Genomic DNA, 26676 nt, shown 5'->3' with positions numbered 1-26676 from the left:
TCTTGAACCGCCGCCCGATACGCGGGATTCGTCGTAGGAATGTGGAGGAAAGTGGAGTAAAGTGGGGCGCACCTCGAGTTGGCCGGACGGAGAGGGGGTGATGGCCGATGCTGCTGGGCACGCACTCACCGAAGCTGGACGACAAGGGACGGGTCATCCTTCCCGCGAAGTTCCGCGAGGACCTGGGCGGCGGCATCGTCGTCACCCGGGGTCAGGAGCGGTGCCTCTACGTCTTCAGCACGGCCGAGTTCGAGGCGATGCACGAGCGGATCCGTCAGGCCCCGCTCGCCAACAAGCAGGCGCGTGACTTCATGCGCATGTTCCTCTCCGGTGCCAGTGCGGAGATGCCCGACAGCCAGAACCGCATCACCATCCCCGCCCACCTGCGTCAGTACGCGGGTCTTCAGAAGGAACTCATCGTGACCGGAGTCGGCGCCCACGCCGAGATCTGGGATGCGGAGAGCTGGAACGCCTACCTCGCCGCCGGCGAGGAGTCCTACGCCGAGCTGGAGCAGGAGGTGATTCCCGGACTGTTCTGACCACGGCTGTGATGCCCCGCCGCTCCCGCCCCGACACACTTCCCCGGTGCCGGGTCGAGAAGCGGAGGGGGATCAGAGCCGAAGGTCGGACCCGAGAGAGATCATGAGCCTCCGCGACATCCACACTCCTGTCCTGCTCGACCGCTGCGTCGAGCTCCTCGCGCCCGCCCTCCAGGAGGACGGCGCCGTGCTCGTCGACGCCACCCTCGGCATGGGCGGGCACTCGGAGGCGCTGCTCGAGCGCTTCCCTGGCATCCGCCTCATCGGCCTGGACCGCGACACCGACGCGCTGACGATCGCGGGGGAGCGGCTCGCCCGGTTCCGGGATCGGGTCACGCTCGTGCACACCGTCTACGACGAGATCGGTCTGCACGCCCAGGGGGCGGCCGGTATCCTCTTCGACCTCGGCGTCTCGTCGCTGCAGCTGGACGAGGCCGAACGCGGCTTCGCGTACTCCAAGGACGCTCCGCTCGACATGCGGATGGATCAGACGAAGGGCATCACCGCCGCCGACGTCATCGCGACGTACAGCGAGGGGAACCTGCGCCGCATCTTCGAGCGGTACGGCGAGGAGAAGCTGGCGGCACGGTATGCCCGCTTCATCATCGAGGCCCGCCAGAAGCAGCCGATCACCCGCTCCGGGGAGCTCGTGGACATCCTCGTGGCGGCGACGCCCGCCGCGGCACAGCGTGCGGGGCACCCCGCGAAGCGCGTGTTCCAGGCGCTGCGCATCGAGGTCAACGCGGAGCTGAACGTGCTCGCGGACGCCATCCCCGCCGCGATGGACGCTCTCGCCGTCGGCGGTCGCATCGTCGTGATGTCGTACCAGTCCCTCGAAGACCGGCTGGTGAAGCAGGCCTTCGCCGCCGCGTCCTCCTCGACGGCGCCCGCCGGCCTCCCGGTCGAGCTGCCGGAGCACGCCCCCCGATTCCGTGTCCTCACCAAGGGGGCGGAACTCGCCGACGACGAAGAACGCGCACGCAACCCGCGTGCGATACCGGTGCGCCTGCGCGCCGCCGAGAAGGTGCGGGAGAGCGCATGAGCATGAACGCAGTCCGCAAGCCGACCCTGCCCCTGCAGCCGGTCGTCCCGGAGAGGACCCCCGAGCGCCGCCTCCAGCCCGTGACGGCACCGGCGCGGCGGCGCAAACCGAAGCTCGCCTACGCCCTCGTCGCCCTCGGCGGCGCCCTGGCGATCGGGGCGGCGCAGGTCGGGCTCTCCCTGGCCATCACGCAGGACTCGTTCACCCTCGCGGGGTTGACCTCCCAGCAGCGCGAACTCGACCTCCGCACGGATGCGCTGCAGGAGGAGCTCACGGGCCTGAGTTCTCCGCAGGTGCTCGCCGGCAATGCGGCCGACCTCGGGATGGTCGTCGCGGGAGCGCCCTCCTATCTGCGTCTCAGTGACGGCGCGGTCTTCGGCGCCGGCGCCGGCGCCGAGGGGATCTCGACGGTCGACCCTCATGGGCCGGCGGCCGTCGGCAACGTCCTCGTCACCGAGGAGGCGCCCGCGGCGGAGCAGACGGCGGAGGAGTCCACCGGAGGCGCCCCGCCCGCGACGGATCTGCCGCCCGCCCTCACCGACGGCCTCCCCAGCCCCACGACCCACTGACCATCCCGATCGACGGAGAGATCCCATGACGACACGAGCCACGCGCGGACCGCGGCGACGCACCGTCGTCGCACTGGCGGTCATCCTCTCGGTGCTGGTGGCGTTCGTCGTCCGCCTCATCGACATCCAGGTCGTGAGCGCCGACGAGCATGTCAGCCAGTCCCTGGAGCACATCGGGGACGGGTCCACGATCCCCGGGCAGCGCGGTTCCATCGTCGACGCGGAGGGCACCGTCCTCGCGTCGAGCGTCATGGTGTACGACGCTCAGCTCAGCCCGCAGGTCATCAGGCTCACGGAGGAGAAGGACCCGGCGCTGCCGTGGGCCGAGGCCTCCGAGAAGATCGCCGCCATCACGGGCGTGCCGGGCGACGAGATCCGCAAGCGCGTCTCGGACGCCCTGGCCGAGAACCCGAACAGCCAGTACGCGCCCTTGAAGACCGGGTTGAACACCGAGCAGTACATCGCGCTCCGCGACCTCGGCCTCGGGAGCTATCTGGCGCTGCAGCCGCGCGAGACGCGGGTCTACCCGAACGGCGCCGTCGCCGGCAACGTGCTGGGCTTCCTCGACAACACGGGCGAGGCCAAGGCGGGTATCGAGCAGCTTGAGGAATCCTGCCTGGCGCCCGTGGACGGCGAGAAGACCTACCGCAAGGGCAAGGACGGGGTCGTGATCCCGGGCAGCGAGTCCGTCACCGACGCCGTGAACGGCGGCACCGTGCAGCTCACGATCAACAGTGACCTGCAGTGGTACCTCCAGCAGATGATCGGCGAAGAGGCCCAGAAGCAGGGGGCGAAGGGCGGGACGGTGACGGTGGTCGAGGTGGGCACCGGCAAGATCCGCGCCGCCGCCGAGTGGCCCGCCATGGACCCCAACGACCTGGACTCCTCGACGCCCGAGACGCGCTACAGCCAGATCTTCCACCGCGACTTCGAGCCGGGCTCGACGTTCAAGGCGATCACGGCGGCGGCAGCGATGGAGGGCGCCGGCCTCACTCCGCTCAGCACGGTCACAGCGTCGTCGCGCGAGACCTTCCCGAACGGCGCTGTGATCAACGACTCGTTCAGCCACCCCGCGTACAACTACACGCTGGCGGGCGGACTCATCGACTCGTCCAACACCGCGCTGTCGAAGTTCGGCACGATGGTCGCCCCCGAGGTCCGCTACGACTACCTGCAGCGCTTCGGCGTCGGTCAGAAGACGCTGGACTTCCCCTCCGAGGTCGGGGGCATCCTCCACCCGGTGAGCGACTGGGACAGCCAGTCGCTCTACACGACGACGTTCGGCCAGTACTTCACCGTGACGGCCCCACAGCTCGCGGGCGCCTACCAGGCCATCGCCAACGGCGGGGAGAAGATCGACCTGACGATGGTCGAGTCCTGCACGGCGCCCGACGGGACGGTCACGGAGACCCCGAAGCCGAAGCACGAGCAGATCGTGAAGGAGCAGACCGCGGCCGATCTGACGCGCATGCTCGAGAACGTGGCCGTGCAGGGCGGGAACGCCGATCGCATCCAGGTGCCCGGCTATCGCGTGACCAGCAAGACCGGTACCGCACAGGTGTCCGACGGCAAGGGCGGCTACAAGGCGGGCGTCTACTACACCAGCATGGTGGGCTTCGCTCCCGTCGACGACCCCCAGTACGTCGTCGTGGTGACCCTCGACGAGCCGACTAAGGTTGTATCGTCCGCGGCCACCGCTTCCGCCTTCCAGAAGGCGATGACGCAGGTGATGAAGACCTATCGCGTGATGCCGTCCTCTGTCCCGATGGACGCGCTCCTCCCCAAGTTCGGATAGCCGGCGAGAGCCGCGCATGGAGATGACATGATCGCCCTGACGCTCGCTGAGATCGCCGCCGCCGTCGGTGGTGAGCTGCGCGTGGCCGGAGAGCACACGCCGGAGACGGTGGTCGACGGCATCGTCGACACCGATTCCCGCACCATGGAGGCGGGGTCGATCTTCGTCGCCAAGCCCGGAGCCGAGACGGACGGACACCGCTTCGTCGGCGCCGCCGTCGAAGCCGGCGCGGTGCTGGCGATCGTCGAGCGTCCGGTCGACGTCGCGGTTTCACAGATCGTCGTCCCGGATGCCGTCGCCGCGCTCGGCGACCTCGCCCGCGAGGTCGTGGCGCGCGTGCGCGCCGGCGGGAACCTGCGCATCGTCGGCATCACCGGCTCCAACGGCAAGACGACGACCAAGAACTTCCTCGCCCGCATCCTCGATGACGAGGGCGAGACCGTCGCTCCGGTGAAGTCCTTCAACAACGAGGTCGGCGCCCCGGTGACGATGCTCCGCGTCACGCACGACACCCGGTTCCTCGTGAGCGAGTTCGGCGCCGCCGCGCCGGGCAGCATCGCGCGGCTCGCCGGCCTCGTCGAGCCCGACCTCGTCGTCGTGCTCATGGTCGGGATGGCGCACGCCGGGGGCTTCGGCGGCATCGAGGCCACCGCGAAGGCCAAGTCCGAGCTCGTCGCCGCGGCCCGCGTACCCGGCACGGCCGTGCTCAACGCCGACGACGCCCGGGTGTGGGCGATGCGCGAGCTCGCGGAGAGCCGCGGCCTCCGGGTCGTCGGCTTCGGCCAGTCCGCCGCGGCCGCCGTGCACGCGCGCGACATCGAGGTCTCGGCCTCCGGCACGCAGTGCGTGATCGAGGTCGCGGGGGAGCGGCTGCCGCTGCGTCTGCGCGTCCTCGGCGCGCACCACGTCACGAACGCCCTCGCCGCGATCACCGCGGCCGTCGAGCTCGGTGTGGCCCCTGCCGACGCCGTCGCCCGCTTGGAGACCGTCGAGATCGCCGAGCGCTGGCGCATGCAGCCCCTGGGCAACGACCGCGTCCGCATCATCAACGACGCCTACAACGCCAGCCCCGACTCGATGGCAGCCGCCTTGCGTACCCTCGCCCAGATCACCGGCCCCGACGAGCGCACCGTCGCCGTCCTCGGCGCGATGAGCGAGCTCGGCGAGAGCGCGGGGGAGGAGCACGACCGCATCGGCCTCCTCGCGGTGCGCCTCAACATCCGGCGCATCGTCGTCGTCGGCCCGGAGGCGCGTCGGCTGTACCTCGCCGCCGTCGGCGAGGGATCGTGGGACAGCGAGGCCGTGCATCTGCCGGACCAGGACGCCGCGTTCGAGTACCTCCGCACCGAGCTGCGCGACGGCGACCGGGTCCTCGTGAAGTCGTCCAACTCCGTGGGCCTCCGGCATCTCGGCGATCGTCTGGGAGAATTGTTCTCGTGAGGTCCCTCATCATGGCGGCGGCCATCTCGCTCGCCTTCACTCTCTTCCTGACTCCCGTCTTCCTCCGGCTCTTCCGGAAGTGGGGCTGGGGGCAGGTCATCCGCACCCCGGAAGCCGCCGGCAACCCGAGCCACGAGGCCAAGCGCGGCACGCCCACGATGGGCGGGGTCATCTTCATCCTCGGCTCGATCGTCGGCTACTTCACCGGCGTCCTCGTCAGCGGCGAGACCCCGGCGCTGTCCGCGATCCTCGTCATCTGGCTCATGGTGGGCTTCGGCGTGGTCGGGTTCATCGACGACTACATGAAGGTGCGCAGCCAGCGCAGTCTCGGGCTGTCCGGGTGGCGCAAGGTGATCGGGCAGCTCATCGTCGTGATCCCGTTCGGGATCGTGGCGCTGAACTTCCCGAACAAGTGGGGGCAGACGCCGGCCAGTGCGTCCATCTCGCTCTTCCGCGACATCACCTGGCTGAACCTCTTCGCGTTCGGCGTCATCCTCGGCTGGATCCTCTACCTCGCCTGGATCTCGATCATCGGGGTCGCGACCTCCAACAGCGTCAACCTCACCGACGGCCTCGACGGCCTCGCCGCCGGTGCCGGCGTGATCGTCGTCGGTGCGTACAGCCTCATCGCGTTCTGGCAGTTCAAGCAGCCCTGCATCGGCGGAGACCCCGGTTCCCTCGGCGGCTGCTACGAGGTGCGCGACCCGTTCAACCTCGTCATCATCTCGGCCTCGTTCGCCGCCAGCCTCATCGGCTTCCTGTGGTGGAACGCCCCGAAGGCCAAGGTGTTCATGGGAGATGTGGGTTCGATGGCCATCGGCGGCGTCATCACCGCGATGGCGGTCATGACCCGCACCGAGCTGCTGCTCCTCATCATCGCCGGTGTCTTCGTGCTCGCCTCCGGATCCGTGATCCTGCAGCGCGCCTACTTCAAGATCACCCGCGGCAAGCGGCTCTTCCTCATGAGTCCGTTCCACCACCACCTCGAGATGCGGGGATGGTCGGAGGTCACCATCGTGGTGCGAATGTGGATCATCGCGGGTCTGCTCGCCGTCTCTGCCGTCGGGCTCTTCTACGTGGAGTGGCTGACCCGTGTCGGCTGAGCGCCTGGCCGGGCTGACGAGCTGGCACGCCGACTGGCGCGGCCTGCGCGTCGCCGTCCTCGGTCTCTCCATGACCGGCTTCTCCGTCGCCGACACCCTCGCCGAGCTCGGTGCCGACGTCCTCGTGCTCAGCGCGTCGGCGGAGGAGGAGTACGCCCGTCTGCTCCCCGTCATCGGCGCCCGGTTGGAACTCGGTCCGCTGGACGCTGTGCCGGAGGCGCTGACGGCGTTCGCGCCCGAGGTCGTCATCGCCTCCCCGGGTTTCGCTCCGTCGCACCCCGTCATCCGCTGGGTCCAGGACGAGGGCATCGCGCTCTGGGGCGACGTCGAGCTCGCCTGGCGCGTGCGCGACAAGGTCCTCCGCGCGGACGGCACGCCGGCCGACTGGGTGCTCATCACCGGGACCAACGGCAAGACGACGACGACCCAGCTCACGGCGACGCTGCTCGTCGCCGGCGGGCTGCGTGCCGCACCGTGCGGCAACATCGGCGTCCCCGTGCTCGACGCGGTCCGGGATCCGGCCGGCTTCGACGTGCTCGTCGTCGAACTCTCCAGCCACCAGCTCTGGTATCTCGGCCTGTCGCGCCCGGAGGGGGAGCTCTTCCCGCACGCCGCGGTCTGCCTCAACCTCGCCGACGATCATCTCGTCTGGCACGGCAGCGCCCAGGCGTACCGGGACGCGAAGGCACTGGTCTATCGGAACACCCGCGTCGCCTGCGTCTACAACAAGGCCGACGAGGCCACGCGGCGGATGGTCGAGGAGGCCGAGGTCGTCGAGGGCGCTCGTGCCATCGGCTTCGACCTGGGCATCCCCGGCCCGAGCGACCTCGGCGTCGTGGAGGGGCTGCTCGTCGATCGGGCCTTCCTCGACGACCGGGCCCGCAGCGCCCTGGAGCTGACCACGGTCGCCGACCTGGAGGCCGCCGGCCTGTCGGCCCCGCACATCGTGCAGAACATCCTCGCCGCCAGTGCTCTCGCCCGGTCCCTCGGAGTCGAGCCCGAGGCGATCCATGGCGCGCTGCAGACATTCCGCCTGGACGCGCACCGCATCGAGGTGGTCGCCCGGCATGCCGGCATCACCTGGATCGACGACTCCAAGGCGACGAACCCGCACGCCGCCGCCTCCTCGCTGCGCGCGTACCCTGGCGCGGTGTGGGTCGTCGGCGGCGATCTCAAGGGCGTCGACATCGCCGATCTCGTCGCGGACGCGGGCTCGACCGCGCGCGCGGCGGTGGTCATCGGAGTGGACCGCACGGCCGTCGTCGCGGCATTCGAGCGACACGCGCCGACGGTGCCGGTCTTCGAGGTCGATGCTGGCGACACTGGACAGGTCATGAACCGCGTCGTGGAGATCGCGGCGGGGATCGTCGACGGGGAGGGCACCGTGCTCCTCGCTCCCGCCGCCGCATCCTTCGACCAGTTCTCCAGCTACGCGGATCGCGGCCACCGCTTCGCCGAAGCGGTGCAGCAATGGATCGATCGGGGGAGCACCGATGACGCAGGTGGCTCGCCCTCCGCGGTCTGAGTCGGGCGGGCTCGCGGCCCGGGTCTCGCTCGGGCGCCGGTTCACGCCGGTCTCGACCGAGTTCCTGCTGATCGCGTCGACCGCCCTGCTCCTCACGATCTTCGGCCTCGTCATGGTGCTGTCCGCGACGAGCGCCACCGCCGTGGCCAACGCGCAGAACCCGTTGGACGGCGCCCTCCGGCAGGGTGTGTTCGCCCTGCTCGGCATCCCGATGATGTTCCTCATCAGCCGCTTCCCCGTGGATTTCCTCAAGCGCATGGCCTGGCCGGCGCTGTTCGGCGCGGTGGCCCTCCAGCTCCTGGTGTTCACGCCGCTCGGCATCGCCGACGGCGGAAACCGGAACTGGATCCAGGTGGCGGGCTTCCAGATGCAGCCGTCCGAGTTCCTCAAGCTGGCGCTCGCCCTGTGGATCGCCGCGGTCCTGCTCCGCAAGCAGACCATGCTCGGCACCTGGCACCACGTCTTCATCCCCGTCGTGCCGGTCGGCGCGCTGGCGATCGGCACCGTGCTCGCGGGCAAGGACCTCGGCACCGCGATGGTGATGGTCCTCATCCTCCTCGGCTGCCTCTTCTTCTCCGGCGTGAAGCTGCGGCTGTTCATCATCCCGATGATCCTGGGCGTGGTCGCGGTGCTGGCGTACGCGCTCTCCAGCGAGGACCGCATGCGCCGGATCACCGCCACCTGCGACGACATGGCGCTGTACTACACGGACTGCTACCAGTCGATCCACGGCATCTGGGGCATGGCCTCCGGCGGTGTCTTCGGCCTCGGTCTAGGCAATTCCCAGGAGAAGTACGGGTGGCTGCCCGCCGCCGGCAACGACTTCATCTTCGCGATCGTCGGCGAGGAGCTGGGGCTGATCGGCTGCATCGTCGTGCTCGCCCTCTTCACGTTCTTCACGGTGGGCGCGTTCCACGTGATCCGCAAGACCTCGGACCCCTTCATCCGCGTCGCGGCCGGAGGGATCACGGTCTGGATCGTCGGCCAGGCGGTCCTGAACATCGGCGTCGTCATCGGGGTCTTCCCCGTCATGGGCGTGCCGCTGCCGTTCATGTCCCAGGGGGGAACGGCCCTCTTCGCGGTGCTCATCGCGTGTGGCGTGCTGCTGGCCTTCGCGCGGACCATCCCGGTCGCCGAGAAGCAGTCAGCCGAGCGGGGTAGGGTCGCGAGGTGACTTCGTACCTCCTCGCCGGCGGTGGCACCGCCGGCCATGTCAATCCGCTGCTCGCCGTCGCCGACGCGCTCCGCGAGCGCGACCCCGCCGCAACGATCCTCGTGCTCGGCACGGCCGAAGGCCTGGAGTCCCGCCTCGTCCCCGAGCGCGGCTACGAGCTCCTCATCGTCGACAAGGTGCCGTTTCCGCGGCGTCCGAACGCGCAGGCCGCCGCGTTCCCCGCGCGTTTCCGCCGGGCGATCGCGCAGGTGCGCGCGCACATCCGTCAGCACGACATCGACGTCGTCGTCGGCTTCGGCGGCTACGCCTCCGCACCCGCCTACGTCGCCGCGCGTCGCGAGCGCGTGCCCTTCGTCGTCCACGAGGCCAACGCGAAGCCCGGGCTGGCGAACGTGCTCGGTGCCCGTGCGGCCGCGGGCGTGGGCGTCGCGTTCGCCGGGACGCCCCTCCGCGGAAGCGAGGTGGTCGGCATGCCGCTGCGGCGCGAGGTCATCACGCTCGACCGCGCGGCACGGCGTGCCGAGGCCGCGGAGTACTTCGGGCTCGACCCCGATCGCCCCGTGCTGCTCGTCTTCGGCGGCTCGCTCGGAGCGCAGCGGTTGAACGACGCTCTGGCGGATTCCTGGCGCGACATCCTCGCCGCGGGCTGGCAACTGCTCCACGTGACGGGGGAGCGCAGCGACCTTCCCGATCCGGGCGTCGCCGGCTACGCCCTCCGCCGGTACGTCGACCGCATGGACCTCGCGTTCGCGCTGGCCGACCTCATCGTGTCGCGTTCGGGATCGGCGACGGTCAGCGAGATCAGCGCACTCGGCATCCCCGCCCTGTACGTGCCGTACTCGGTGGGCAACGGAGAGCAGCGTCTGAACGCCGGATCGGCCGTGGCCGCCGGTGCCGCGCAGCTCCTCGATGACGCGACCTTCGACGGCGACGCCGTCCGGCGGATCGTCGTGCCGCTGCTCGGCGATCCCGACCGCATCCGGCGGATGGCGGAGGCCGCGGAGACCGCGGGCACCCGCACCGGGACCGAGAACGTCGTGGCGATGATCGATCGTGCCCTCGGTGCGGCGTGACGCCGCCGCCCGGACGCGAACGAAAAGTAGACTGAAGCGGACATGATCAGACCCGACCTCTCTCTCCCCATCCCCGAGACGATCACCGCCGCGCACTTCATCGGCATCGGTGGATCCGGGATGAGCGGACTCGCCAAGATGTTCCTCGACGCGGGCATCCGCGTCTCCGGCAGCGACCGTGCCGACAGCGACAACCTGCGGGCGCTGGCCGCCGCGGGCGCGACGGTGCACGTCGGTCACGATGCCGCCCACCTCGGCGACGCCGACACGGTCGTGCACACGGGCGCCATCTGGCCGGAGAACCCCGAGTTCGTCACCGCCAAGGAGCGGGGCCTCCACGTCATCCACCGGTCCCAGGCGCTGCACTGGCTGATCGGCACGCGGCGCCTCGTCTCGGTGGCGGGCGCGCACGGCAAGACGACCTCGACGGGCATGATCGTCACCGCGTTGCGCGACCTCGGCGCCGATCCGCACTTCGTGAACGGTGGCGTGATCGAGCAGCTCGGCACGTCCAGCGCGACCGGGAGCGGCGACCTCTTCGTCATCGAGGCCGACGAATCGGACGGCACCTTCCTCCTCTACGACACGGCCGTGGCGCTCATCACGAACGTCGACCCCGACCACCTCGACCACTACGGCTCGGACGAGGCCTTCCACGACGCCTTCGTGCGCTTCGCGGACGCCGCGTCGGAGGCGGTCGTCATCTCCAGCGACGACCCCGGTGCGCTCCGGGTCCTGGCAGGACTGTCCCACCCGCGGGTCCTGACGTTCGGTCAGGCCGAGGGTGCCGACGTCCGGGTCAGCGAGATCGTCACGGCAGGTCCCGTCGCCGCGGTCGTCTCGCACGGCGGCGAGACCGAGCGCATGCAGCTCGCCGTCCCCGGCGTGCACAATGCGATCAACGCCACCGGGGCGGTCGCCGTGCTGCTCGCGCTCGGTCACCCGCTCCGCGATGCCGTGCGCGCCGTCGAGGGCTTCGCGGGGACCGTCCGTCGTCTCGAGCGTCATGGCGAGGAGCGCGGGGTCACGGTCTACGACGACTACTCCCACCACCCGACCGAGGTGCGCGCGGCGCTCGAAGCCATGCGCAGCATCGCCGGCTCCGGGCGGTTGATCGCGATCCAGCAGCCGCACACCTACTCGCGGACGCAGCACATGTACCAGGAGTTCGCGGACGTCCTGGAGGAGCTCGCCGACCACACCGTGATGCTGGACGTCTACGGTGCCAGGGAAGATCCGGTGCCCGGCGTCACCGGCGAGCTGGTGAGCGGCGCGTTCCACGACCCCTCCCGCGTGCACTTCGTCGCCGACTGGCAGGAGGCGGCCGACTACACGGCATCCGTGGCGACCGACGGCGACTTCGTCGTGACCCTCGGCTGCGGCAACGTGTATCAGATCATCCCGCAGGTGCTGGACTCGCTGCGCCGGACCGACGGGGCGTAGCCCATGCGCCGGCCGCCCCCGCTCCCGAGCGCCCCGGATGCACCGGAGGAGACGGACGCCGCATCCGCGCGCAGCCTCCGCCGCCGCGGTGCCGCTCCGTCGCCGGCGGACGAGGCTGTCCAGGACGATCTCGTCGCCCCCGGGGTCGAGGGGGAGCAGGAAGCGGCCGTCCCGAGCTCCTCGATGGACGTCTGGCGGGCTGCGCGCGCGCGCCGCAAGGCCCTCCGCGCGGAGATCCGTCGGTTCACCCAGCGCTCGCGTCGGCGCCGCATCACCTGGCTGAGCGTCGTCGGCGCGATCGTGCTGCTGATCGGCGGAAGCGTCGCGGCGGCCTACAGTCCGCTCTTCGCGGTCGAGCGCATCACGGTCACCGGGACGACCACGATCGATCCGGCGGTGATCGAGGGCGCGTTGGCGGACCAGATGGGCACGCCGCTCGCGCTCGTCGACACCAGTGAGGTCAAGGCCGCGCTGCTGGCCTTCCCGCTCATCGAGACCTACGCGCTGGAGGCGAGACCCCCGCACGACCTCACGGTCCGTATCGTCGAGCGCACACCGATCGGCGTGATCGAGTCCGCCGCCGGCTTCACCCTCGTGGACGCCGCGGGCGTCGCGCTCTCGACGACCGAGGAGCGTCCGGCAGGACAGCCACTCGTCGAGGTCGAGGGCGGCGTGGACTCCTCGGCGTTCCGCAGCGCCGGGCTCGTCGTGCGTGCCCTCCCCGCCGATATCCGCAGCGCCCTCACCGGGGTCCGTGCCTCGACGGCGGACGACGTGACCCTCACCCTCGACTCCGGCCTCACGGTCGTGTGGGGGAGCGAGGAAGACAGCGCGCTGAAGGCGCTCGCGCTCTCCGCGGCTCTCGTGAAGAACCCCACGGCCTCGTCCATCGACGTGACCTCGCCCGACGTCGCGGTCGTCGGCTGAACGCTTTGCGCAGGAATGGCGCGACACGCCCACGGCGTTGCGGGCGCGCGGGCGGGCGGCGCTTACCTTCGATCTGAGAGAACGCAATACCGGGAAATACTTTACACCTCTAGTTGAGGTTTAAGGTTCCCCCTTCCAGGCTCTACTAATCGGAGGCCGGCCATGAGCCAGAACCAGAACTACCTCGCCGTGATCAAGGTCGTCGGCGTCGGCGGTGGCGGCGTCAACGCCGTCAACCGCATGATCGAGCTCGGTCTCCGCGGAGTCGAGTTCATCGCCGTCAACACCGACGCCCAGGCGCTGCTCATGAGCGACGCCGACGTCAAGCTGGACGTGGGTCGCGAGCTCACCCGCGGCCTCGGTGCCGGTGCCGACCCCGAGGTGGGTCGTCGCGCCGCAGAGGACCACGCGGAGGAGATCGAGCAGGCGCTGACCGGCGCCGACATGGTCTTCGTCACCGCCGGAGAGGGCGGTGGCACCGGAACGGGTGGCGCTCCCGTCGTCGCCCGCATCGCAAAGTCGATCGGTGCGCTCACCATCGGTGTCGTCACGAAGCCGTTCTCCTTCGAGGGGCGTCGCCGCCAGAGCCAGGCCGAGGCGGGCGTCGCGAAGCTGAAGGAAGAGGTCGACACCCTCATCGTCGTCCCGAACGACCGTCTGCTCGAGATCAGCGACCGCGGCATCTCGATGATCGAGGCGTTCGCCACCGCCGACCAGGTCCTCCTCGCCGGCGTGCAGGGCATCACCGACCTCATCACGACCCCCGGTCTCATCAACCTGGACTTCGCCGATGTGAAGTCGGTCATGCAGGGAGCCGGATCCGCACTGATGGGCATCGGCTCGGCCCGCGGCGCCGACCGCGCGATCAAGGCGGCGGAGCTCGCCGTCGAGTCGCCGCTGCTCGAGGCCTCCATCGAAGGTGCCCACGGGGTGCTGCTCTCGATCCAGGGTGGCTCGAATCTCGGCATCTTTGAGATCCACGACGCGGCGGACCTCGTCAAGGAGGCCGCGCACCCCGAGGCCAACATCATCTTCGGTACCGTCATCGACGACACGCTCGGCGACGAGGTGCGGGTGACCGTGATCGCCGCGGGCTTCGACGGCGGGGAGCCCTCGCTGCGACTGGACCCGATGGTCGTCTCGCGTCCCTCGACCGCGTCCCTTCCCGAGGTGGCGCTGTCGGAGACCAGCGAGCCTGCGGCCGAGAAGAGCACGCCTGAGCCCGCCCCGGCGCCCGCGGCACCGCGCACGCCGGCGACGAGCATCGAGCCGGCCTTCGCCGACGACGACATCGACATCCCCGAATTCCTGAAGTGACGACACCGGTCGGCGCCTCGGCGACATCGGATCTGGCCGCGCGGCTGTCGGCGATCGACGACAAGATCGCCGACGCCGCGCGTGCCGCCGGGCGGTCTCCCGCTGAGATCACCCGGATCGTCGTCACGAAGTTCCACCCCGCCTCGCTGGTGCGCGATCTGCACGCCCTCGGGGTGCACGCGGTGGGGGAGAACCGACAGCAGGAGCTCACCGCCAAAGCGGGCGAGCTCTCCGCGCTCGACCTCGAGTGGCACTTCATCGGACAGGGACAGACGAACAAGGCCGCGGCGATCAGGCGGAGCGCCGACGTCGTGCACTCCGTGGACCGTGACCGGTTCGCCGACGCCCTGCATCGTGCCGCAGAGGCCGACGAGGTGCTCGACGTGCTCGTGCAGGTGAACCTCACCGAGGACGAGGGCAGGGGGGGCGTAGCGCCGGCGTCGGCGGTGGCGTTGGCCGAGCACGTGCTCAGCCTGCCCTCGCTGCGGCTCCGGGGCGTGATGGCCGTCGCGCCCCTCGACGAAGACCCCGCGAGCGCCTTCGCCCGTCTGCACCACATCGCCGCCGACGTGCGGACCGTCGCTCCCGACGCGACGTGGATCTCCGCCGGGATGACCGGCGACTTCGCCGAGGCCATCGCCGCCGGCGCGACACACCTGCGGATCGGTTCCGCAATCACGGGACCGCGCCCCGCCCGGGGCTAACCTGTGACAAGACCAGCCCGAAACGTTCGAACCGGAGGACACGATGGGTAACCCGCTGAAGAAGACCATGGTGTATCTCGGCCTCGCCGACGAGGAAGAGGTCTACGAAGAGGAGACGCAGGCACCCGCGCGCGCCCAGCGCGAGCGTGAGCGCGAAGAGCCGGCACCGGCCCCCGTCACGCCGCTCCGTCGTCCCGTCGCCGTCCGCCAGCCCGCAGCAGGAGCCGTGAACGAGATCCTCACCGTCCACCCGAAGCAGTACCGCGACGCCCAGCTGATCGCGGAGAGCTTCCGCGAGGGCGTCCCGGTCATCATCAACCTCTCCCAGATGAGCGACGCCGACGCGCGCCGCCTCATCGACTTCGCGAGCGGTCTCTCCCTCGGCCTCTACGGCCGGATCGAGCGGGTGACCTCCAAGGTCTTCCTGCTCTCGCCGGAGAACATCGCGGTGTCCGGTCACGGGGGTATCGCGCACGCAGACGCCGAGTCTGCGGGCTTCGACCACTCGTAGACCGTGCAGCTGGTCTCGGTCCTCGCCAGCATCGTCCATCTGGTGCTGCTGGTCTACATCCTCGTGCTCTTCGCGAGGCTCATCCTGGATTACATCCCGATGTTCAATCGGGAATGGCGTCCGAAGGGCTTCGGCCTCGTGGCCGCGGAGGCGGTGTACACCGTCACCGATCCGCCCATCCGGTTCTTCCGGCGGATCATCCCTCCGCTGCGCATCGGTCAGCTCTCGCTGGACTTCGGCTTCGCGCTGACCCTTCTGGTCGTCCTGATCCTGATGAACATCGTCCGGTTGTTCATCCGCTGACCACCCCGCGTGTCGCGCCCGGGGACGGCTGCGAGTTCTCCGAGCCTGGGTGTCGTGGCATCGCGACCCCAAGGCTCGGGGGCTATGCTGGCACCCAGGTGCGCGCCCCGGGTTCGCGCCACATCACGAACACGCCATACATCGGTACTGGCAATCGAACTCATCGAAAGAGGAGCCACCCATGGCACTTACCCCGGATGACGTCGTCACCAAGCAGTTCCAGCACGTCCGCTTCAAGGACGGCTTCGACCCGGACGAGGTCGACGACTTCCTCGACGAGATCGTCATCGAGTGGCGCAAGGCCCTCGAGGAGAACGCCGAGCTGAAGGCGAAGCTCGCCGCGTACGAGTCGGGCTCCACGCCTGCTCCCGCCGCTGCCGCCGAGCCGGCTGCCGCTGCTCCTGCCCCGGCCGCCGCCGAGGCTCCCGCCGCCGACGCCGCACCGACCGGCTCCGCGACCGCGACTGCCGGCATCATCGAGCTCGCGCAGCGTCTGCACGACGAGCACGTGGCCGAGGGTGAGGCCAAGCGCAACCAGCTCATCTCCGAGGCCGAGGCCGAGGTCGCCCGCATCCGCACGGAGGCCGAGGCGAAGCAGCGCGAGGAGACCGCGCGCCTGGAGCGCGAGCGCAACACGCTGGAGGCCCGCATCACCGAGCTGCGCAACTTCGAGCGCGACTACCGCTCGCAGCTCCGCGGCTACATCGAGGGTCAGCTCCGCGAGCTCGACGAGAAGTCGGCGTCCACGGACTCGACGCCGGTCTCCGCGATCGGCCTGTAAGGCGCCCTCTTGTCAGGACGTCGTCCCCTTCGTCGGTCGGCGGCCGGCGCGATCGTTGCGATTCTCGCAGCGGTCGTGCTGGCCGCCGATCAGTTTGTGAAGTACCTCACCATCGAGAACCTGCCGCTGCACGAGGCGGTCCCGGTTCTCGGAGAGTTCCTGCAGCTCTACTACGTGCGCAATCCCGGCGCGGCGTTCTCGCTCGGCTCTGGCGTGACGTGGATCTTCACCATCGCCCTTGCGGTCGTCGCGGGCGTCATCGTCTGGAAGGCGTTCGGGCTGCGGTCGCGTCTCTGGGCGGTCGTCCTCGGCTGCCTCCTCGGGGGCGTGCTGGGGAACCTGTCGGACCGTCTGTTCCGGGAGCCCGGGTTCCCCGTGGGCCACGTCGTGGACATGATCTCCATGCCGTGGATGATGCCGGCGATCTTCAACGTCGCCGACATCTTCATCGTCACCGGGATGATCTCGGTCGCCCTGCTCGTGGTGTTCGGCCTCCGGTTCGACGGCACGCGCGAGCGCGACCATGCCCCGGTCGAGACCGACGAGGACGCCGAGGCCGCCGCCGCGTCCGAGGGGAGCTGAGCGTGGAGTCCCGCTCGCTGCCCGTCCCGGACGGGCTCGACGGCACGCGGGTCGACGCCGCCCTCGCCAAGCTCCTCGGGTTCTCGAGGACCTTCGCGGCGGAGGTGGCCGCGTCCGGCGGCGTCCGCCTGGACGGCGTCACCCTCGACAAGTCGGATCGCCTGCGGGGCGGTGCCTGGCTCGACGTCGAGTGGGAGCCGAAGGAGGGGCCGAAGATCGTGCCCATCGCGGTGCCTGAGCTGGGCATCGTCTACGACGACGACGACATCGTCGTCGTCGACAAGCCGACCGGCGTCGCCGCGCACCCCTCGCTCGGGTGGGAGGGGCCCACGGTCGTCGGTGCTCTCGCCGCCGCGGGGTTCCGCGTCGCGACCAGCGGTGCACCGGAGCGTCAAGGCGTCGTGCACCGGCTGGATGTGGGGACGAGCGGACTCATGGTCGTCGCCAAGAGCGAGGCCGCCTATACCGCTCTCAAGCGGGCGTTCAAGGAGCGCACGGTCGAGAAGATCTACCACGCGGTGGTGCAGGGGCATCCGGACCCGCTCGTGGGCACGATCGATGCGCCGATCGGTCGGCACCCGAACCACTCCTGGAAGTTCGCCGTCGTCCCGGACGGCAAGCCCTCCGTGACGCACTACGAGACGCTCGAGGCCTTTCCCGGTGCCTCCCTGCTCGAGATCCACCTGGAGACGGGCCGTACGCACCAGATCCGCGTGCACATGGCGGCACACCGGCACCCGTGCGTCGGGGACCCACTCTACGGCGCCGACCCGACGCTCTCGGCCCGCCTCGGACTCACGCGGCAGTGGCTGCATGCGCATCAGCTGGCCTTCGCCCATCCGACGACGGGGGAATGGGTGCAGTTCGCCTCGCCCTATCCTGAGGACTTCCAGCACGCGCTGGACGTGCTGCGCGGGGAATAGTCCATCCGCCGGGGCGTCAGCGCGCCGGTGTCCGTGGTCTCCGCCACACTGACCCCATGAGCATCGTGGTGCGCCCGGCGACGATCTTCGACGACGTCGCCGCGGTCGTGGGGCCGAAGAAACCGACGTCGAACGTCTGCTTCTGCCTGAGCTATCGGATCGGCAACAAGGAGAACGTCTCCCTTCGCGGTCCCGCACGGGCCGAGCGGGTGCGTGAGCTCTGCCACCAGGATCCTCCTCCCGGCGTGCTCGCCTACCTCGACGACGAGCCGGTCGGCTGGGCGGCGTTGCACCCTCGGCGCGACACGAGCTTCGCGCGCAATCGCCTCATCCCGCATGTCGACGACCTCGACGTGTGGTCGCTGTGGTGCTTCCGGGTCCGCCCTGGGCACCGCAAGCAGGGGGTCTCCCATGCGCTCATCGAGGGCGCGGTCGCCTATGCCCGCGAACGAGGCGCGCCCGCGATCGAGGGCTATCCGGTCGACAACGCCGGGGCGAAGGTGAATCTCACGATGGCGTACGTCGGGACCCGGCGGCTCTTCGAGGGCGCGGGGTTCGAGAAGGCGGCGGACACGGGTTCGGTCCTCGACGGCTTCCCTCGCGTGCTCATGCGGCTGGACCTCCGCGAGAAAGCGTGAACCGGGAGCCGACGCCTCCGCATGTCCGAGGCCGAACGTAGACTCGAAGCATGGCATCCGACTCCTTCGTCCACCTGCACGTGCACAGCGAGTACTCGATGCTCGACGGGGCTGCGAAGATCAACGCGATGACGCAGGCGGCAGCCGATTACGGCATGCCGGCGATCGCGGTGACGGACCACGGGAACACCTTCGCGGCGTTCGAGTTCTACAACGCCGCCCGCAACGCCGGCATCAAGCCCATCGTCGGTCTCGAGGCCTACGTCACTCCGGGCACGCACCGGAGCGACAAGACCCGCGTGCAGTGGGGCTCGGCGGACCAGCGCAGCGACGACGTGTCGGGTTCGGGCGCGTACACCCACATGACCATGTGGAGCCAGAGCACGGAGGGCATGCACAACCTCTTCCGGCTGAGCTCGCTGTCGAGCATGGAGGGGTACTACTTCAAGCCGCGTATGGACCGCGAGCTGCTCCAGACGTACGGCAAGGGACTCATTGCCACGACGGGCTGCCCGTCCGGAGAGGTGCAGACCCGGCTGCGGCTCGGCCAGTACGACGCCGCCCGCGCGGCCGCAGCGGAGTTCCAGGACATCTTCGGCAAGGAGAACTACTTCGCCGAGATCATGGACCACGGCCTGTCGATCGAGCGCCGGGTCATGACGGATCTGCTGCGTCTCGCGAAAGACCTCGGCATCCCGCTCGTGGCCACCAACGACTCGCACTACACCCACCAGCACGAGGCCGACGCCCACGCGGCCCTGCTGTGCGTGCAGTCCGGCTCCACGCTCGACGACCCGAACCGCTTCAAGTTCGACGGCGACGGGTACTACATCAAGACCGCGGCCGAGATGCGGCAGCTCTTCCGGGACCAGCCGGAGGCCTGCGACAACACGCTCCTGATCGCCGAGCGCTGCGAGGTGGAGTTCAACACGTCGGCGAACTACATGCCGCGGTTCCCGGTCCCTGAGGGCGAGACCGAGGACAGCTGGCTCATCAAGGAGGTCGAGAAGGGCCTGCACTACCGGTACCCGAACGGCATCCCGGACAAGGTGCGCAAGCAGGCCGAGTACGAGACCGGCATCATCCTGCAGATGGGCTTCCCCGGCTACTTCCTCGTCGTCGCCGACTTCATCAACTGGGCCAAGGACAACGGCATCCGGGTCGGTCCGGGGCGTGGCTCCGGTGCGGGTTCGATGGTCGCCTATGCAATGAAGATCACCGACCTCGACCCTCTCGAGCACGGTCTGATCTTCGAGCGCTTTCTCAACCCGGACCGCGTGTCGATGCCCGACTTCGACGTCGACTTCGACGACCGCCGCCGCGGCGAGGTCATCGAGTACGTGACCCGGAAGTACGGGTCCGAGCGGGTCGCACAGATCGTCACGTACGGCACGATCAAGTCCAAGCAGGCCCTCAAGGACGCCGGGCGTGTCCTCGGCTTCCCGTTCAGCATGGGGGAGCGGCTCACCAAGGCGATGCCCCCGGCCGTCATGGGGAAGGACATGCCCCTCGACGGCATGTTCGACTCCGCGCACCCGCGCTACAAGGAGGCCAGCGAGTTCCGGGCTCTCATCGAGACCGACCCCGAGGCGAAGACGGTCTTCGACCGCGCGCTCGGCCTCGAGGGGCTGAAGCGGCAGTGGGGCGTGCACGCCGCCGGCGTCATCATGTCGTCCGAGCCCCTGCTCGACATCATCCCGATCATGCGTCGCGAGCAGGACGGTCAGATCGTCACGCAGTTCGACTATCCGTCGTGCGAGTCCCTCGGTCTGATCAAGATGGACTTCCTGGGCCTCCGGAACCTCACGATCATCTCGGACGCGCTCGACAACATCCGCATGAACCGGGGCGAGGAACTCGATCTCGAGCACCTCGGTCTCGACGACCCCGCCGTCTACGAACTGCTGGCCCGCGGTGACACGCTCGGCGTCTTCCAGCTCGACAGTCCGCCGCTGCGCTCGCTCATGCGGCTCATGAAGCCCGACAACTTCGGTGACATCTCGGCCCTCATCGCGCTGTACCGTCCCGGGCCGATGGGAGCCAACTCACACACCAACTACGCGCTGCGCAAGAACGGGCAGCAGGAGATCACCCCGATCCACCCCGAGCTGGCGGAGCCGCTCGCCGAGATCCTGGAGGAGTCCTACGGGCTCATCATCTACCAGGAGCAGGTCATGGCGATCGCGCAGAAGGTGGCCGGGTTCAGCCTCGGTCAGGCCGACATCCTGCGCCGAGCGATGGGAAAGAAGAAGAAGTCCGAGCTGGACAAGCAGTACGCCGGTTTCGCGGCGGGCATGACCGAGCGCGGGTTCGGGGAGGGAGCGGTCAAGGCCCTCTGGGACATCCTCCTGCCGTTCTCGGACTACGCCTTCAACAAGGCGCACTCCGCTGCCTACGGGCTCGTGTCGTACTGGACCGCCTACCTCAAGGCGCACTACCCGGCCGAGTACATGGCCGCCCTCCTCACGAGCGTCGGCGACTCGAAGGACAAGATGGCGCTCTACCTGAACGAGTGCCGCCGGATGGGGATCAAGGTGCTCCCGCCGGACGTCTCCGAGTCGATCAACTTCTTCGCGGCCGTCGGCGACGACATCCGCTTCGGTCTCGGGGCCGTCCGCAACGTCGGCACGAATGTCGTCGACGGCATCGTGCAGTCGCGCAAGGACGAGCGGTTCACCTCCTTCCATCACTTCCTCGACACGGTGCCGCTGCACGTCGCCAACAAGCGCACGGTGGAGTCGCTCATCAAGGCCGGCGCCTTCGACTCGATGGGGGACACCCGTCGGGCGCTCCTCGAGATCCACGAAGACGCCGTGGAGGCGGCTGTCGACAGGAAGCGCAACGAGGCGCAGGGCGCCATCGGCTTCGACTTCGACAGCCTCTATGACGGCATGGAGGAGGCGGCACCCGCGAAGGTTCCCCCGCGCCCGGAGTGGATCAAGAAGGACAAGCTCGCCTTCGAGCGCGAGATGCTCGGCCTCTACGTCTCGGATCACCCGCTCGCGGGTCTCGAGGTGCCGCTGGCCAAGCACGCCTCGATCTCGATCCACGACCTCAACAACTCCGAGGATCTGCAGGACGGCGATCAGGTCACCGTGGCGGGCCTCGTCACGAGCGTGCAGCACCGTGTGGCGAAGGCGAGCGGCAACCCCTACGGCATGATCACCGTCGAGGACTTCAACGGCGAGGTCACCGTGATGTTCATGGGAAAGACCTACCTCGAGTTCCAGCACACGCTGCAGCAGGATGCGATCCTCGCCGTGCGTGGGCGCGTCTCCCGCCGCGACGACGGCCTGAACCTGCATGCCCAGTCCGCCTTCGCCCCGGACGTCGGCTCCTTCGATGCGGCAGGGCCCCTGTCGCTCGTCCTCGCCGAGCAGCGCGCGACGGAACGGGTCATGACGGAGCTGGCCGAGGTGCTCCGACGGCACAGCGGCGACACCGAGGTGCTGCTCCGCGTGCACCGCGGAGGCACGGCGAAGGTGTTCGAGGTGCCCATGCCCGTGAAGGTGTCGGCCGACCTCTTCGGCGACCTCAAGTCCCTGCTCGGACCAACCTGTCTGGGGTGAGCGGGTAGGATCGGGAGCCGTCGAGAGCACCGGAAAGTCGTGGTGCGCCGATGAGGAAAGGACGACTATGAGCACGGATCTTCCCGAGCCGGATGCCGAGGCGGTGTTCAGCGACGAGGACGGCGTCCTCTACGACGACGAGGTCACGCCGGAGTACGGCATCCTCGGATTCACGCTGCGCGAGCTGTTGATCGTCGGAGTCTGGCTGGTCTCCTTCCTCGTGTCCTTCTTCCCGCTCAGCGGGGGGATCTCGCTCTGGGGCATCGGCATCCAGTGGATCCTGCCGATCGGCGTGCCGACGGTCGCCGTGTTCCTCCTCGTCCTCCGGCGGTTCTCGCCCGACGGCATCCGCCGCGTGGGGTCGCTCGGCATCGATCAGTTCGCCTCCGTGGCCTTCTCGGTCTCGGCGTGCGTGTGGGCCGGCAACCTGTGGCTCGCCCTCTCGGCCGTCATCTCCACCGGCAACTGGGGTCTGCCCTGGAACGCCGTCGTGCAGGTCATCGCCTCGACCGCGCTCGTCGTGCTCACCGTCTTCGCCCCGCTCATCCCGGGCCTCAAGGAGGACTTCCAGGGGCGGCTCGTCACGCTGGCGCACCGCAACGCGAACCCGGTCCGCCCTGTGATCCCTCGTCCGCGGCCCGAGGCGTCGTCGAACCCGTCCGCTGCCGTCACGGCCCCCGGGGAGCCCTACGACGTCCCTCCGACCCGAGCCGATGGCGACACCGTCGTCATCGCGAACGCCGAGGTCGAGCCGAGCGCGGCACCGACGGACGACCGCGCCGACGTGCCCGGTGCGTACACCGACACCGACACGGGCGACCGCGAAGCCGTCGCGAACGACGCTGACCGCGTCCCCCTGACCGCGCACGCCTCGGGCGGCGGCACCGGAACCGTTCCGGTGGCTCCGGAACCGGAGTACACGCCGTCCTACTCCCGCCGCTCCCGCGCGGAACAGCCGGAGATCGTCTCGGACACCGGCAGCATCGAATCACTCCTCGGCGCCAAAGCGCTCACGGAGGACGAGCTGGCTGCCGCCCAGGAGCCGGCGCCGGAAGCTGCGACCGCCGTGCAGCCCGTGCTCTCCGATCACCGCGATGCCGAGGCCCCCGCGCCGTGGGACAGCGCGCCCGTCCCACAGCCCTTCTGGATCCTTGCGCCGACGGAGCGCGACGTGCACGATGAGCGCGGCGAGCCGATCTTCCGTATCGGTCCGACGGCCTGGGCCCTCGTGATCGAGGATCGGGGCGGCGCGTTCGTGGTCCGTCATGACGACGGCCGCATCGGCTACCTCCACGACATCGCCGGCATCACGAAGGGCTGACATGCGCACGATCGATCTGCGGGGGCGCGAGCTCTCGCCCGCCGACATGCTCGCGGCCGTCCCGCGCGCGACTCAGGCGCGGGCCGAGGCTCTGGACACCGCCGCGCGTCTCGTCGACGATGTCCGGGAGCGCGGCGAGGAGGCCCTCCACGAGCAGGCGGAGCGCTTCGACCGCGTCACCGGCCACGCGGTGCGGGTGCCCGCGCCCCACCTCCAGGAAGCTTTGGAGGGACTGGCTCCGACCGTGCGCGCGGCCCTGGAGGAGGCGATCCGACGCGTGCGATCGGCGTCGGCCGCGCAGGTGCCGGCCCCGCAGGTCACGCGTTTCGGCGACGGCGCGACCATCACGCAGCGCTGGCAGCCGGTCTCCCGCGTTGGGGTCTACATCCCCGGCGGCAAGGCCGTCTACCCGTCGAGCGTCGTCATGAACGTCGTGCCCGCGCAGGTCGCCGGGGTACAGCAGATCGCCCTCGCCTCGCCACCGCAGGCGGATGAGGACGGCCGCGTGCACCCGACCATCCTGGCTGCCGCCGCGCTGCTCGGGGTCTCCGAGGTCTACGCCATGGGCGGAGCCGGAGCCATCGGCGCCCTCGCCCACGGCGTCGCGAGTCTGGGACTCGATCCCGTCGACGTCGTGTCCGGACCGGGCAACAACTACGTCGCCTCCGCGAAGCGCGCCGTCGCGGGCGTGGTCGGCACCGACTCCGAAGCCGGGGCCACCGAGATCCTCGTCGTCGCGGACGCCACGTCCGACCCGCGGCTCATCGCCGCCGACCTCGTGAGCCAGGCCGAGCACGACGAGCAGGCCTCTGCCGTCCTCGTGACGGACTCCGTGGAGATCGCGGAGCAGGTCAGGGGAGAGGTCGAACGGCAGGCGGGGCGCACGCGGCACAGCGAGCGCGTCGCGGCCGCACTGTCCGGGCCGCAGTCGGCGATCGTGCTCGTGGACGACCGGGCGATGGCTGTCGCGTTCAGCAACGCCTACGCCCCGGAGCACCTGGAACTGCACCTCGCGGATGCGGAGGAGGCGGCAGCCGCCTTCACGAGCGCCGGTGCCGTCTTCGTCGGCGATCAGACCCCGGTCAGCCTCGGCGACTACATGGCCGGCAGCAACCACGTCCTGCCCACCGGAGGGCAGGCCCGCTACGCCCCGGGCCTGGGCGCCTACACGTTCCTCCGCCCGCAGCAGGTCGTCTCGTACGACCGTGCCGCTCTGGCCGCGGTCCGGGAGGGCGTGGTCGCATTGGCCGACACCGAGGTGCTCCCCGCCCACGGCGAGGCGATCGAGGCCCGTTTCACCGCGTAGGATCTGTCAGATGCACTGCCCCTTCTGCCGTCACCCCGATTCGCGCGTCATCGACTCGCGCACCAGCGACGACGGTCTCTCCATCCGTCGGCGTCGTCAGTGTCCGGAATGCGGAGGACGGTTCTCGACGACGGAGACCGCGAGCCTGAACGTCATCAAGCGCTCGGGCGTCATGGAGCCCTTCAGCAGGGAGAAGGTCATCTCCGGTGTCCGGAAGGCCTGTCAGGGGCGACCCGTGACGGAAGCGGACCTCGCGATCCTCGCTCAGCGCGTCGAGGAGGCAGTCCGGCAGACGGGGGTCTCCCAGCTCGACACGAACGAGATCGGCCTCGCCATCCTCGGCCCGCTGCGTGAGCTCGACGAGGTCGCCTTCCTCCGCTTCGCGAGCGTCTACCAGGCGTTCGACTCGCTCGAGGACTTCGAGTCCGCGATCAGCGACCTCCGGGCCGACCACGCGAAGGCGGAGGCGGCGGACCGGTAATCTGGCAGGGATGTATCCGCTGCTCTTCCGCGCCGTCCTCTCGCGCTTCGACCCCGAGTTCGCCCACCACGCCGGCATGGCGGTGATCCGCGTCCTCGGTGTGCCGCCGTTCTCGTGGGGCACCCGCGCGATGACCCGGCCGGACCCCTCGCTGCGGGTCGAGGCTCTCGGGCTCACGTTCCCGTCGCCGTTCGGCGTCGCCGCAGGGTTCGACAAGAACGCCGTCGGGGTCCGCGGACTCGCGGCGCTCGGCTTCGGCCACGTCGAAGTCGGCACGATCACGGCTGTCCCGCAGGAGGGCAACCCGAAGCCGCGCCTGTTCCGGCTGGTCGAGGACCGGGCGGTCATCAACCGCATGGGCTTCAACAACCGGGGCGCGGATGCCGCAGCCCGCCGCCTCGCCCGACTCCGCCGCGGCGCGCCGGACACGGTGATCGGCGTGAACATCGGCAAGAGCCGGGTGGTGGACGTCGAGGACGCCGTCGCCGACTACGTCGCCTCCGCCACCAGACTCGCTCCGCTCGCCGACTATCTCGCGGTCAACGTCTCGTCGCCGAACACTCCGGGGCTGCGGGGCCTGCAGGCGGTCGAGACCCTGGCTCCCCTGCTACGCGCCGTCCGTGACGCGGCCGGGTCCACCCCGCTGCTCGTGAAGATCGCCCCCGATCTGCCGGATGACGAGATCACCGCGATCGCGCGGCTCGCCGTCGAGGAAGGGCTCGCGGGCATCATCGCCCACAACACGACGATCAGCCGTGACGGCCTGCGGACCGATGCGGCCGTCGTCGAAGCGGCGGGCGCCGGGGGGCTCTCCGGCGCTCCGCTCAAGCAGCGGTCGCTGGAGGTGCTCCGGGTCGTCCGTGCGGCGGTGCCGGAGGACTTCTGCGTGATCGCGGTGGGCGGTGTGGAGACCGCCGCCGATGTGCAGGAGCGTCTGGATGCCGGGGCCACCCTGGTCCAGGGCTACACGGCGTTCCTCTACCGCGGCCCGTTCTGGGGCCGCGAGATCAACCGAGGACTGGTCAGTCGGGGTACTGCCCGCGCTTGACCTGCGGCTTGGGCAGGCGCATGAAGCGCATCTGCAGAGCCCGCATGCCGGCGTACCAGCCGAGGCCCTTCTCGACGCGGTCCTTGCCGAACTTCGCGGCCGCCTTGCGCTTGACCCGCATGCCGAGAAGGATCATGCCGCCGATCGCGATCACGATGTACGCCATCATGAACAGGTACGCGTAGAACGAGATCATCATGTTGGTCGGCAGCAGCGAGGCCAGGATCACGAGGACCATGACGCCCATGACGAACTCGGCGGGGTGCCAGCCGGCATCGACGTAGTCGCGCACCCACCGACGCTGCGGGCCCTTGTCGCGCGCGGGGAGGTACTTCTCCTCACCGGCGGCCATGCCGGCCTGTGCCTTCGCGCGGCGCTCGTTGAGCTCGGCGCGGGCCGCGGCCTTGGCCTCCTTCGTGTTCGCCACGAGGGGGCGGCGGCGGGCGGCCTCCTGCTCGGCGCGGGTCGGCGTCGCGCGTCCCTTGCCGACGGCAGGCGTCTGGGGGGCGTCGTCGTTCGTCGAAGGGGAGGCGGGGGTAGTGGCCACGAGGTTCCTCGGTTC

25 protein-coding genes are annotated in these 26676 nt (G+C 69.8%); 24 read left to right on the top strand and 1 reads right to left on the bottom strand.

Features of this window, described 5'->3' with window-relative positions:
- Positions 1 to 107 precede the first annotated feature (107 nt).
- The 24 genes from mraZ (at position 108) to CJ226_RS14365 (ending at position 26114) form a co-directional block, all read left to right on the top strand.
- A complete protein-coding gene (mraZ, locus tag CJ226_RS14480; protein ID WP_025105095.1) occupies positions 108 to 539 on the top strand; it encodes a division/cell wall cluster transcriptional repressor MraZ in 432 nt (143 codons plus the stop codon).
- A gap of 103 nt (positions 540 to 642) precedes the next feature.
- A complete protein-coding gene (rsmH, locus tag CJ226_RS14475; protein WP_102209614.1) occupies positions 643 to 1581 on the top strand; it encodes a 16S rRNA (cytosine(1402)-N(4))-methyltransferase RsmH in 939 nt (312 codons plus the stop codon).
- The gene (locus CJ226_RS14470) at positions 1578 to 2150 is read left to right on the top strand and encodes a hypothetical protein (RefSeq protein WP_102209613.1); all 573 of its coding nucleotides are present in this window, start codon (positions 1578 to 1580) and stop codon (positions 2148 to 2150) included. The genes rsmH and CJ226_RS14470 overlap by 4 nt, the downstream gene beginning before the upstream one ends.
- Positions 2151 to 2175: 25 nt before the next feature.
- Positions 2176 to 3945 (top strand): penicillin-binding protein 2, encoded by a 1770-nt coding sequence (locus CJ226_RS14465; protein ID WP_102209612.1) that lies wholly within the window; start codon positions 2176 to 2178, stop codon positions 3943 to 3945.
- 27 nt (positions 3946 to 3972) lie between these two features.
- Positions 3973 to 5385 carry a UDP-N-acetylmuramoyl-tripeptide--D-alanyl-D-alanine ligase gene (gene murF, locus CJ226_RS14460; RefSeq protein WP_102209611.1) on the top strand — a complete coding sequence of 471 codons (1413 nt, stop codon included), beginning with the start codon at positions 3973 to 3975 and terminating at the stop codon, positions 5383 to 5385.
- Entirely contained in the window at positions 5382 to 6488 is a 1107-nt protein-coding gene (gene mraY, locus CJ226_RS14455; RefSeq protein ID WP_102209610.1) for a phospho-N-acetylmuramoyl-pentapeptide-transferase, read from the top strand. The genes murF and mraY overlap by 4 nt, the downstream gene beginning before the upstream one ends.
- Positions 6478 to 8013, top strand: coding sequence for a UDP-N-acetylmuramoyl-L-alanine--D-glutamate ligase (murD, locus tag CJ226_RS14450; RefSeq protein WP_102209609.1), 1536 nt, complete (start codon positions 6478 to 6480; stop codon positions 8011 to 8013). The genes mraY and murD overlap by 11 nt, the downstream gene beginning before the upstream one ends.
- The gene (ftsW, locus tag CJ226_RS14445; RefSeq protein WP_062633985.1) at positions 7982 to 9187 is read left to right on the top strand and encodes a putative lipid II flippase FtsW; all 1206 of its coding nucleotides are present in this window, start codon (positions 7982 to 7984) and stop codon (positions 9185 to 9187) included. Before murD ends, ftsW begins: the two co-directional genes overlap by 32 nt.
- Positions 9184 to 10260, top strand: a complete 1077-nt coding sequence (locus CJ226_RS14440; protein WP_062633987.1) for a glycosyltransferase — start codon at positions 9184 to 9186, stop codon at positions 10258 to 10260. The genes ftsW and CJ226_RS14440 overlap by 4 nt, the downstream gene beginning before the upstream one ends.
- 42 nt (positions 10261 to 10302) lie before the next feature.
- Positions 10303 to 11703, top strand: a complete 1401-nt coding sequence (gene murC / locus CJ226_RS14435) for a UDP-N-acetylmuramate--L-alanine ligase (RefSeq protein ID WP_102209608.1) — start codon at positions 10303 to 10305, stop codon at positions 11701 to 11703.
- Positions 11704 to 11706: 3 nt separating this feature from the next.
- Positions 11707 to 12630: an FtsQ-type POTRA domain-containing protein gene (locus CJ226_RS14430; RefSeq protein WP_082802838.1), complete on the top strand. Its 924-nt coding sequence runs from the start codon at positions 11707 to 11709 to the stop codon at positions 12628 to 12630.
- A gap of 162 nt (positions 12631 to 12792) precedes the next feature.
- The gene (ftsZ, locus tag CJ226_RS14425; protein WP_025105084.1) at positions 12793 to 13947 is read left to right on the top strand and encodes a cell division protein FtsZ; all 1155 of its coding nucleotides are present in this window, start codon (positions 12793 to 12795) and stop codon (positions 13945 to 13947) included.
- Positions 13944 to 14651 carry a YggS family pyridoxal phosphate-dependent enzyme gene (locus CJ226_RS14420; protein WP_102209607.1) on the top strand — a complete coding sequence of 236 codons (708 nt, stop codon included), beginning with the start codon at positions 13944 to 13946 and terminating at the stop codon, positions 14649 to 14651. Before ftsZ ends, CJ226_RS14420 begins: the two co-directional genes overlap by 4 nt.
- 43 nt (positions 14652 to 14694) lie before the next feature.
- The gene (locus CJ226_RS14415; RefSeq protein WP_102209606.1) at positions 14695 to 15162 is read left to right on the top strand and encodes a cell division protein SepF; all 468 of its coding nucleotides are present in this window, start codon (positions 14695 to 14697) and stop codon (positions 15160 to 15162) included.
- Positions 15163 to 15165: 3 nt separating this feature from the next.
- Complete coding sequence (locus CJ226_RS14410) at positions 15166 to 15465, top strand: YggT family protein (protein ID WP_025105081.1); 300 nt, start codon at positions 15166 to 15168, stop codon at positions 15463 to 15465.
- Positions 15466 to 15646: 181 nt separating this feature from the next.
- Positions 15647 to 16246, top strand: coding sequence for a DivIVA domain-containing protein (locus CJ226_RS14405; protein WP_062633996.1), 600 nt, complete (start codon positions 15647 to 15649; stop codon positions 16244 to 16246).
- Between the two features lie 9 nt (positions 16247 to 16255).
- Positions 16256 to 16828, top strand: coding sequence for a signal peptidase II (lspA, locus tag CJ226_RS14400; protein ID WP_374754539.1), 573 nt, complete (start codon positions 16256 to 16258; stop codon positions 16826 to 16828).
- Between the two features lie 2 nt (positions 16829 to 16830).
- On the top strand, positions 16831 to 17751 hold the full coding sequence (locus CJ226_RS14395) for an RluA family pseudouridine synthase (RefSeq protein WP_025105078.1): 921 nt from the start codon (positions 16831 to 16833) through the stop codon (positions 17749 to 17751).
- Between the two features lie 56 nt (positions 17752 to 17807).
- On the top strand, positions 17808 to 18389 hold the full coding sequence (locus CJ226_RS14390) for a GNAT family N-acetyltransferase (protein ID WP_102209605.1): 582 nt from the start codon (positions 17808 to 17810) through the stop codon (positions 18387 to 18389).
- A gap of 50 nt (positions 18390 to 18439) precedes the next feature.
- The gene (dnaE, locus tag CJ226_RS14385) at positions 18440 to 21958 is read left to right on the top strand and encodes a DNA polymerase III subunit alpha (protein WP_102209604.1); all 3519 of its coding nucleotides are present in this window, start codon (positions 18440 to 18442) and stop codon (positions 21956 to 21958) included.
- 67 nt (positions 21959 to 22025) lie between these two features.
- Positions 22026 to 23279 carry a hypothetical protein gene (locus CJ226_RS14380; RefSeq protein WP_102209603.1) on the top strand — a complete coding sequence of 418 codons (1254 nt, stop codon included), beginning with the start codon at positions 22026 to 22028 and terminating at the stop codon, positions 23277 to 23279.
- A gap of 1 nt (position 23280) precedes the next feature.
- Positions 23281 to 24585 (top strand): histidinol dehydrogenase, encoded by a 1305-nt coding sequence (gene hisD / locus CJ226_RS14375; RefSeq protein ID WP_102209602.1) that lies wholly within the window; start codon positions 23281 to 23283, stop codon positions 24583 to 24585.
- A 10-nt stretch (positions 24586 to 24595) separates the two neighbouring features.
- Positions 24596 to 25066: a transcriptional regulator NrdR gene (nrdR, locus tag CJ226_RS14370; protein ID WP_025105071.1), complete on the top strand. Its 471-nt coding sequence runs from the start codon at positions 24596 to 24598 to the stop codon at positions 25064 to 25066.
- A gap of 10 nt (positions 25067 to 25076) precedes the next feature.
- A complete protein-coding gene (locus tag CJ226_RS14365; protein WP_102209601.1) occupies positions 25077 to 26114 on the top strand; it encodes a quinone-dependent dihydroorotate dehydrogenase in 1038 nt (345 codons plus the stop codon).
- Here CJ226_RS14365 and CJ226_RS14360 read toward each other — a convergent pair.
- Complete coding sequence (locus CJ226_RS14360; RefSeq protein WP_062634007.1) at positions 26089 to 26661, bottom strand: DUF3043 domain-containing protein; 573 nt, start codon at positions 26659 to 26661, stop codon at positions 26089 to 26091. The genes CJ226_RS14365 and CJ226_RS14360 overlap by 26 nt on opposite strands.
- Positions 26662 to 26676 lie beyond the last annotated feature (15 nt).

It is taken from the genome of Microbacterium sp. UMB0228, from assembly GCF_002871415.1.
In the GTDB taxonomy this organism is placed as follows: domain Bacteria; phylum Actinomycetota; class Actinomycetes; order Actinomycetales; family Microbacteriaceae; genus Microbacterium.
The sequence above is the reverse complement of the archived record's forward strand: the minus strand, read 5'-3'. Positions and strand labels throughout refer to the sequence as shown.

What these genes read in the sequence shown, in the direction of transcription:
- murC (WP_102209608.1), top strand. Translation starts at nt 10,303, where the DNA reads ATGATCAGACCCGACCTCTCTCTCCCCATCCCCGAGACGATCACCGCC.
- CJ226_RS14365 (WP_102209601.1), top strand. Translation starts at nt 25,077, where the DNA reads ATGTATCCGCTGCTCTTCCGCGCCGTCCTCTCGCGCTTCGACCCCGAG.
- dnaE (WP_102209604.1), top strand. Translation starts at nt 18,440, where the DNA reads ATGGCATCCGACTCCTTCGTCCACCTGCACGTGCACAGCGAGTACTCG.
- mraZ (WP_025105095.1), top strand. Translation starts at nt 108, where the DNA reads ATGCTGCTGGGCACGCACTCACCGAAGCTGGACGACAAGGGACGGGTC.
- CJ226_RS14415 (WP_102209606.1), top strand. Translation starts at nt 14,695, where the DNA reads ATGGGTAACCCGCTGAAGAAGACCATGGTGTATCTCGGCCTCGCCGAC.
- nrdR (WP_025105071.1), top strand. Translation starts at nt 24,596, where the DNA reads ATGCACTGCCCCTTCTGCCGTCACCCCGATTCGCGCGTCATCGACTCG.
- rsmH (WP_102209614.1), top strand. Translation starts at nt 643, where the DNA reads ATGAGCCTCCGCGACATCCACACTCCTGTCCTGCTCGACCGCTGCGTC.
- CJ226_RS14465 (WP_102209612.1), top strand. Translation starts at nt 2,176, where the DNA reads ATGACGACACGAGCCACGCGCGGACCGCGGCGACGCACCGTCGTCGCA.
- murF (WP_102209611.1), top strand. Translation starts at nt 3,973, where the DNA reads ATGATCGCCCTGACGCTCGCTGAGATCGCCGCCGCCGTCGGTGGTGAG.
- ftsZ (WP_025105084.1), top strand. Translation starts at nt 12,793, where the DNA reads ATGAGCCAGAACCAGAACTACCTCGCCGTGATCAAGGTCGTCGGCGTC.
- CJ226_RS14405 (WP_062633996.1), top strand. Translation starts at nt 15,647, where the DNA reads ATGGCACTTACCCCGGATGACGTCGTCACCAAGCAGTTCCAGCACGTC.
- CJ226_RS14390 (WP_102209605.1), top strand. Translation starts at nt 17,808, where the DNA reads ATGAGCATCGTGGTGCGCCCGGCGACGATCTTCGACGACGTCGCCGCG.
- ftsW (WP_062633985.1), top strand. Translation starts at nt 7,982, where the DNA reads ATGACGCAGGTGGCTCGCCCTCCGCGGTCTGAGTCGGGCGGGCTCGCG.
- CJ226_RS14430 (WP_082802838.1), top strand. Translation starts at nt 11,707, where the DNA reads ATGCGCCGGCCGCCCCCGCTCCCGAGCGCCCCGGATGCACCGGAGGAG.
- hisD (WP_102209602.1), top strand. Translation starts at nt 23,281, where the DNA reads ATGCGCACGATCGATCTGCGGGGGCGCGAGCTCTCGCCCGCCGACATG.
- CJ226_RS14470 (WP_102209613.1), top strand. Translation starts at nt 1,578, where the DNA reads ATGAGCATGAACGCAGTCCGCAAGCCGACCCTGCCCCTGCAGCCGGTC.
- CJ226_RS14380 (WP_102209603.1), top strand. Translation starts at nt 22,026, where the DNA reads ATGAGCACGGATCTTCCCGAGCCGGATGCCGAGGCGGTGTTCAGCGAC.